The sequence below is a fragment of the Streptococcus sp. DD11 genome (assembly GCF_001578865.1).
Taxonomy (GTDB): domain Bacteria; phylum Bacillota; class Bacilli; order Lactobacillales; family Streptococcaceae; genus Streptococcus; species Streptococcus panodentis.
Map to the genome: position 1 here is coordinate 160,915 of NZ_KQ969396.1, position 7,224 is coordinate 168,138.

The 7,224-nt window shown below is 50.9% G+C and carries 7 protein-coding genes; 3 read left to right on the forward strand and 4 right to left on the reverse strand.

The features are described from left to right. Positions 1-1,453: alpha-galactosidase (locus STRDD11_RS10150; protein ID WP_128837324.1), on the reverse strand; the 1,453-nt coding region annotated here is incomplete at its 3' end. A 102-nt stretch (positions 1,454-1,555) separates the two neighbouring features. Here STRDD11_RS10150 and STRDD11_RS10155 point away from each other — a divergent pair. The 3 genes from STRDD11_RS10155 to birA all read left to right on the forward strand — a co-directional run bounded on the left by STRDD11_RS10155 (position 1,556) and on the right by birA (position 4,446). Beyond that, the gene (locus STRDD11_RS10155; protein ID WP_164828464.1) at positions 1,556-2,413 is read left to right on the forward strand and encodes an AraC family transcriptional regulator; all 858 of its coding nucleotides are present in this window, start codon (positions 1,556-1,558) and stop codon (positions 2,411-2,413) included. 82 nt (positions 2,414-2,495) lie between these two features. Continuing rightward, positions 2,496-3,497, forward strand: a complete 1,002-nt coding sequence (locus tag STRDD11_RS10160; protein WP_128837203.1) for a LacI family DNA-binding transcriptional regulator — start codon at positions 2,496-2,498, stop codon at positions 3,495-3,497. Between the two features lie 13 nt (positions 3,498-3,510). Continuing rightward, positions 3,511-4,446 carry a bifunctional biotin--[acetyl-CoA-carboxylase] ligase/biotin operon repressor BirA gene (birA, locus tag STRDD11_RS10165; protein WP_128837204.1) on the forward strand — a complete coding sequence of 312 codons (936 nt, stop codon included), beginning with the start codon at positions 3,511-3,513 and terminating at the stop codon, positions 4,444-4,446. 237 nt (positions 4,447-4,683) lie between these two features. Here the strand turns inward: birA and STRDD11_RS10170 are convergent, their stop codons facing one another. The 3 genes from STRDD11_RS10170 to STRDD11_RS10180 are packed head-to-tail and all read right to left on the reverse strand — an operon-like array spanning position 4,684 to position 7,081. Then, entirely contained in the window at positions 4,684-4,875 is a 192-nt protein-coding gene (locus STRDD11_RS10170) for a DUF3272 family protein (protein ID WP_128837205.1), read from the reverse strand. A 38-nt stretch (positions 4,876-4,913) separates the two neighbouring features. Beyond that, positions 4,914-6,584 (reverse strand): DNA polymerase III subunit gamma/tau, encoded by a 1,671-nt coding sequence (gene dnaX / locus STRDD11_RS10175; protein WP_128837206.1) that lies wholly within the window; start codon positions 6,582-6,584, stop codon positions 4,914-4,916. Next, complete coding sequence (locus STRDD11_RS10180; protein ID WP_128837207.1) at positions 6,584-7,081, reverse strand: GAF domain-containing protein; 498 nt, start codon at positions 7,079-7,081, stop codon at positions 6,584-6,586. Before STRDD11_RS10180 ends, dnaX begins: the two co-directional genes overlap by 1 nt. Positions 7,082-7,224: the final 143 nt, after the last annotated feature.

Genomic DNA, 7,224 nt, shown 5'->3' on the forward strand with positions numbered 1-7,224 from the left:
TGGCACCATTGCCCAGTTTGGTGATATTGCGGTTCATATCCCACTTGATGTAGTCAATATCATAGCGGCTGAGCAGGTGATCCAAGACCTGCTGGATGTGCTCCACTACCTGCGGATTGGCATAATCCAGTACCAGCTGATTGCGGGAATAGGTGTGGTCGCGGCCCGGCACCTGAATAGCCCAGTCTGGATGCGCCTTGTAGAGCTGACTCTCCACGGAAATCATCTCTGGTTCCAGCCAGAGACCGAACTTCAGCCCCTTAGCATGGATATCTGCAATCAATGTCTCCAAGCCGCCCTCTAGTTTTTTCTCATTGACAAACCAGTCGCCCAAGGCCCGGTTATCGTCAAAACGATTGCCAAACCAGCCATCGTCCAGCACGAAAAGCTCCAGGCCGACCTGCCGAGCCTCCTCAGCCAGATCCAGCAGCTTCTCCCTTGTAAAATCAAAGTAAGTCGCTTCCCAGTTGTTGATGAGAATGGGCCGCTCTTTGCGGGCAAAACGCTTAGGAAGGATATGATGCTGTATAAAATACTGGCTTTCCTGACTGAGCTTGGTCAAGCCCTGACCAGAATAGGTCACCAGAGCTGCCGGCGTGGAGAAAGTCTGACCGGCTGGCAGTTCCCAGGCAAAATTTTCATCATTGATGCCGAGGCCTATCCGAACCTCCCCCAGCTGGCTCTCCTGCACCCAGGCCTGAAAGTTGCCGCTGTAGAGCAGCTGAACAGCCCAAGCCTGTCCGGCATTTTCAGTCGTTTCAGCATCGCAGAGAATAAGGGCAGGCGTCTGCGCGTGACCGGATGCGCCGCGATTGGAGCTCACCTTAAAAATCCCCTGCTCCACCCGATGCCGGCGGACTGTTTTCTCCCGGGCATAGGATCCCTGCAAGGTCAGAACATCATAGTCCCCTGCCGGCAGATCAGCCATAAAGCTCAAATCCCGGTGAAGCACGACCGACTGCCCGCCCAGATTTTCCAAGGACGAGTAGCTGGCTATGGTACTGCTGTCCTCAAAAGCTGTAAAATAGAGCGTCAGACGAAGCTGAGCAAAGGAATCCTCCAGAACCAAGGCCAGTGTCTCAGCATCTTCTGTGCTGTGGGGACTGGGCAGATCCTCAAGCTCAAAACCGCCCTTGATGATCCGACTCTCCTCAAAGCGGAAGTCTGTGACTGCATTATTGCCATTTTGGATTTGGATGGAGGGCTGGCGAAAGTCCCCCAGACCGTGCTGACCGAAAATCTGCCGCTGAGTATCCAGACTAAAGGCCCGGTTGTCCGGTGTCGGATTGCCGGAAAAAGCATGGTCGCGCTCACATACTGTATTGGAAAAATGATAGCTCCCAATCTTTCGGCCCAAATGTTTGAGCAAAAGATAGCCGCCTCTTTCCTCGATAATGAGACTGGACTCCTTGCTGTTAATATAAAATAAGTTATTTTCTATTTTGATGCCCATTTTTCAACCTCCATTTTTACTAATATTTTACCCAATGAAACCGTTTTCTAAAATAGAATTTTGTTAGTAAGATATGGTAAAATGTTAGGTAGGAGGAAAAACATGGACTTTTTTTCAGAATATCAGACAGGCAGCATTGATCTGGGGCTCAGCTTCTACGGCTACGAAGACTGCCAGCCCGCTTATTCCTTCGGTCCGGCTATACGGGACACCTATATTTTGCACTATATCAAGCAGGGCCGGGGGCAGTTCCATTACAAAGGCAGGATCATGGACCTGCAGGCTGGCGATTTCTTTCTTCTCAAGCCAAATGAGCTGACCTTCTATCAGGCAGACCGTCAGGAGCCTTGGTCCTACTACTGGCTGGGCATCAGCGGCAGCCGGGCTTTTGATTTTTTCAGTCAGTCTCAGATTGAAGATGACTGCTATCTGCTCGCTGGCAAAGATGCCGGTTCAGACTCTGCAGGAAAAATCATTGAGAATCTGGTCCATTTTGCAGAGCAGACCAAGTCCAGCCAGCTGGCCCAGCTCCATATCATGGGCCAGCTCTATGAGCTCATGTTTTGCTTAGGGAGCATTGCCCCCAAGCCTGACAGCAGCAAACTCTCTCCCAGCCGCCAGCTCTATCTCAGCTGCAAGCAGATTATTGATACCCAGTATCCCCTCCCCCAGCTCAGCATTCAGGAAATCGCCACTGAGCTGTCCGTCCACCGCAGCTATCTGACAACCATTTTCAAGGAGCAGCACCAAAGCTCTCCCAAGGAATACCTGCACCATGTCCGCATGCACCGGGCCAAGCAGCTTCTGGAAAATACCCGCCAGCCCATTCAGTTCATCGCTTATTCCGTTGGCTTTTCAGACCCCCTCTATTTCTCCAAAGCCTTTAAAAAATTCTTCAGCTGCAGCCCCAGTCAGATGCGGGGAAAAGAAAAGGCAGCTGAAAACAAGCCCCTTTGCTGAAATTTACTAAATTACTTTTTGTTTTTTACTAACATTTAAGTTATAATAAGATTAGGACCATTCCCAAGAAAAGGACAAAAAGATGACGACGATTAAAGATATTGCTCAGGCTGCAGGCGTCTCTCCTGCTACTGTATCACGGGTTCTCAACTATGACCAGTCCCTGTCTGTCAGCGACCAAACCCGCAAAAAAATCTTTGATACGGCTGAGCAGCTCAACTACAGGAAGCTCAGAAAGAAAAGCAAGAAACAGCGGTCCCAGACCCAGCGCATTGCCATCATCGAATGGTACTCCGAGCAGGAGGAGCTGGACGATCTCTACTACCACTCTATCCGCTTAGGCCTTGAAAAAAAAGCCCAGGTGCTGGGCTATGATATTGTACGGATTTTCAACAATGACTCGCTGAGACAGCTGGAAGAAGCGGACGGCATTGCCGCTCTGGGGAAGTTCAGCCCCAAGCAAATCCGCGAACTGCAACAGTTCCGACGGCCGCTGGTCTTTGTAGACAGTGACACGCTGAGCCAAGGCCACAGCTGTGTGACGACGGATTTTGAGCACTCTGTCATAGAGGTACTTGATTATTTCCTCGCTCAAGACCTCAGTGGCATCGGCATGATTGCCGGTCAGGAGCAGACTGCGGATAAGACTGTCCAGCTGCCAGACCAGCGTCTGACGACCTTCCGCACTTACCTAAGCGAAAAGGGCCTTTACAGACCGGATTGGGTCAAAGCAGGCCGCTTTTCCTCCGAATCCGGCTACCAGCTGATGAAGGAGCTGATCGAGCAGCAAAGTCAGCTGCCTCCTGCCTTCTTTATCTCCAGTGACGCCCTGGCCGTCGGTGCTCTTCGCGCCCTGCAGGAGGCAGGGATTTCTGTCCCGCAGGAGGTGCAGATCGTATCCTTTAATGACACCTCGCTGGCCAAGTATATCTTTCCCACTCTCAGCACTGTCACCGTCTTTACTGAAGAGATGGGCCGGCAGGCTGTCAGGATTCTGGACCAAGAGCTCAAAAGCGAGACTGAAACCGTGCCTTATATGGTCAAGCTGGGCACCAAGCTGACCATCCGTGAAAGCAGCCGATAAGTTAAGGAAAACCATGAAAACATATGAAAAACTATTTCAAATCCTCCATCAGGCAGACGATTATGTCAATGGGGAGCAAATAGCCCAAGACTTGGGCATTTCCCGGACTTCTGTCTGGAAAGCCATTCAAACACTAGAAAAAGAAGGCATCGTGATTGAGTCTGTCAAAAACCGCGGCTACAGACTGAAGGCAGGCGACCTGCTCATTCCCCAGTGGATTGAGCAGGAAGCACCGATAGCCGTTTCTTTCAATCCTGACTGCCAGTCCACCCAGATGGATGCCAAGGCCGGCATCGAAGCAGGCGCTGCAGCCGATACTCTCTATCTGGCAGCTGCTCAGTCAGCCGGCCGCGGCCGTTTCGGCCGGGCCTTCTTCTGCCCCAAGCAGGGCGGATTTTACATGTCCCTCCATCTCAGGCCAGACCTGCCTTTTGACCAGCTGCCTTCTTATACCATTTTAACAGCCGGGGCTGTTTACAAGGCTGTCAAAAATCTCTGCCTCATCGATGTGGACATCAAATGGGTCAATGATATTTACTATAAAAATAAGAAAATTGCCGGTATCCTGACCGAGGCCACTACCTCAGTCGAGACCGGTCTGGTTACCGATGTCATCATCGGAGTCGGCTTTAACTTCTCTATCCATGACTTTCCGGAGGACATCAAAGAAAAAGCCGGCTCCCTCTTCGAGCAGGAGCCGCCCATCAGCCGCAATGAACTGATTGCTGAGATTTGGAACTGCTTCTATGAGAGCGATCCGGAAGAACTGTTTTATCTCTATAAACAGCATTCACTGGTCCTGGGCCGGCAGGTGACTTTCAGCCAAAAGAAAACCGACTGCACAGGGCTGGCCAAGGACATCTCCAGCAGCGGCCAGCTGCTGGTCCAGCTGGCTGATGGCCAGGAAATCTGGCTCAGCAGCGGCGAAATCTCCCTGACCAGCTGGTAAAAAGGAGGATGCTCTCGCAGGGAGTCCTATTTCACGCTTATAGTCTTTCTATTTAAACTGACACGTCGGCGGCTGCGGCTGGCCGGACTCAACTGAGTTCAGTCGAAACAAACGACAGTTGGCCTGGATTTTCGAAGCACCTGAAAGATCTGCCAAACGACCATAGACAAAAAAGATGCTGGAACAAAAATCGAAGACTCCGTCTGACCGATTTTTGTTCCAGCATCTTTTTCACTGTCATTTATGTCCCAAATGTTTGTCAATTTCATCTACAATGCGGCCCATGACATAGGAAACCTGCAGGTTGCGCAGTACCAGAAAAGCCCAGAAAATGGCCATGAAATAGTGCCCTGACATAATAGATTCATTGAAAAAATAGGTTTCTAAGGCCGTAAAAACAGCCATTACAATAAATTGTTGTCTATTCATACCTCTATTATAGCACGATTGCTGATAAAATACTCAGTTCAGTCCTCCTGAATCGTGATTTTTTCTGCTAAAAAGTCATAACCTTCCGGAATCAGGCTGTCTTCTTCTTTTTCTTGGCTTTCTACTGCCTTGCCTTTGCGGCTGCGGGCGGAAAAGTCTGCCCGGATTGCGGTCCATTCTTCCAGAGAAATAGCCAAGATTTCCGGTGAAAAGCCGGCCGCATTGCTGAGGATATTGCCAAACATGGTATTGAGATTGTCCCGCTTCATGGTCTGCTCAGCATTGAAGTTAGACTCAAAAGCCAAAATGGCATGACGCTCATTAGCAGCCACTGGCTGAGAGCCGACCAGCAGCGCCTTATCAGCGCCTGCCAGGCTTTCAATAATCTCTCCCCAGGCATTCTGCAGTTTGGTCAGATTGCTGCGGGCAAGACTGGGATTGTCCACTGCTTCTTCAAGAATAGCATTGACCTTGCTGCGGTCTGCCCGATAGGCTTTGGACTTCTGCGGCCGAACATCTGAAGTCTTGACAGCCGCGGGCTTGCTTCCAACAGCTGCCAGCTGGCCTTTGAGAGCCTGAATCTCCTCTTTGAGGGCAGCCAGCTCCCCAGCCAGATTAGCCGGAATCTCTGCAGCGGCAGCTTTGTCCTCTGCTTCTGCCAGACGAATGGTCATCATCTCCGTATAAATCTTAGGCTGCAGGCTGTTTTTGATGTCTGACAGACTGGCCGTTGCCGTTTCAATCATGGCAAACAGCCTTTCCTGAGGCGTATGGAGATTTTCCAGAAAGAGCTCACTGGCATGAGTATTCTCACCGCCTGTCTGGACGATGAGCAAATCCCTCAGATACTGCAGGAGGTCCGTCACAAAGCGGGCCATATTCTTGCCGCTGTCAAAGATAATATCCAGATTTTCCAAGGCTGCTGCCGTATCGTGCCCCACCAAGGCCGCCACGTAGCTGTCCAGCGCTCCCAGACTGATGGAACCAGTGATTTCTTCGGAAATAGCCGCTGTCAGATGGCTGTCCTGCGTCAGACTGAGGGCCTGATCCAGGATAGACAGGGCATCCCGCATGCCGCCCTCAGCCCTGCGGGCAATCACCTGCACTGCTTCCTTGTCAAAGTCAATGCCTTCCTGCTCTAAAATCCACTCAATATGACCGACAATCTCCTTGGTCTTGATGGACTTAAACTCAAAACGCTGGACCCGAGACAGGATGGTAGCCGGAATCTTGTGCAGTTCTGTCGTCGCTAGGATAAAGACCACATTTTCCGTCGGCTCCTCCAAGGTCTTGAGCAAAGCATTGAAAGCCCCCGTCGAGAGCATGTGCACCTCATCAATGATATAGACCTTGTGCTCGGCCAGACTGGGTGCATAGGTGGATTTGTCGCGAATATCGCGGATTTCATCCACGCCGTTATTGGAAGCGGCATCAATCTCGATGACATCTTCCAGACTGCCCTCAGTAATGGCCTGACAGATATAGCAGTCATTGCAGGGCTCGCCGTCTACTTGATTGGGACAGTTCATCGCCTTGGCAAAAATTTTGGCAACACTGGTCTTCCCGGTACCTCTGGGTCCTGAAAAAAGATAGGCATGGCTGATTTTGCCCTGCTCAACAGCCTGCCGCAGGGTGGTTGCGACCACCTGCTGACCGACCAGCTGACCGAAGGTCTGGCTGCGGTATTTTCGATATAAAGCTTGATACATTAGGCTTTTTCTCCAAACATCTCAAAATTCCAAATCGTCTTTTCCAGCAATAACTGGACAAAGTCTTGCAGATATTTCTTGTCAATGGCATCGTAATCTGCCTCCACCCGCGAATCCAGATCCAGCACGCCCAAGAGCCGGCCGTCTTTGACCATAGGCAGGACAATCTCGCTTCTGGCTGCACTGTCACAGGCGATATAGTTGGCATGCTGGGTCACATCTTCCACGATCAAGGTCGCCCGCTTCTCCGCCGCTTCCCCGCAGACGCCCTTGCCCAAAGCGATGCGAACACAGGAAACGCCGCCCTGAAAAGGCCCCAAGACCAGCTCAGCACCATCAAAAAGATAAAAGCCAGTAAAGACCGAACGCGGCAGGGCATGATTAAGCAAAGCACTAGCATTGGACAGATTGGCAAGCACATTGTCCTCGCCGTCCAAGAGCGCCTCCAGCTGGGCCAGCAAAAGCTGATAGTTAGAAATTTTTTCTGATTGATTCATACTCTCTATTATATCAAAAAAGGCGATGGGACAGAACTAAATTTTTAAAAATTTAGTTCTGTCCCACCCCGCGAGGCTCTCCCAGTCTGGGGGACTGGGAGAGGTTGGGGATGAGGAAAACAGAGTTTTCCTCAATGTAGGAA

Excerpts from the sequence above, each read along its gene's own strand:
- STRDD11_RS10180 (WP_128837207.1), bottom strand. The coding sequence starts at position 7,081 with ATGAATCAATCAGAAAAAATTTCTAACTATCAGCTTTTGCTGGCCCAG.
- dnaX (WP_128837206.1), bottom strand. The coding sequence starts at position 6,584 with ATGTATCAAGCTTTATATCGAAAATACCGCAGCCAGACCTTCGGTCAG.
- birA (WP_128837204.1), top strand. The coding sequence starts at position 3,511 with ATGAAAACATATGAAAAACTATTTCAAATCCTCCATCAGGCAGACGAT.
- STRDD11_RS10155 (WP_164828464.1), top strand. The coding sequence starts at position 1,556 with ATGGACTTTTTTTCAGAATATCAGACAGGCAGCATTGATCTGGGGCTC.
- STRDD11_RS10170 (WP_128837205.1), bottom strand. The coding sequence starts at position 4,875 with ATGAATAGACAACAATTTATTGTAATGGCTGTTTTTACGGCCTTAGAA.
- STRDD11_RS10160 (WP_128837203.1), top strand. The coding sequence starts at position 2,496 with ATGACGACGATTAAAGATATTGCTCAGGCTGCAGGCGTCTCTCCTGCT.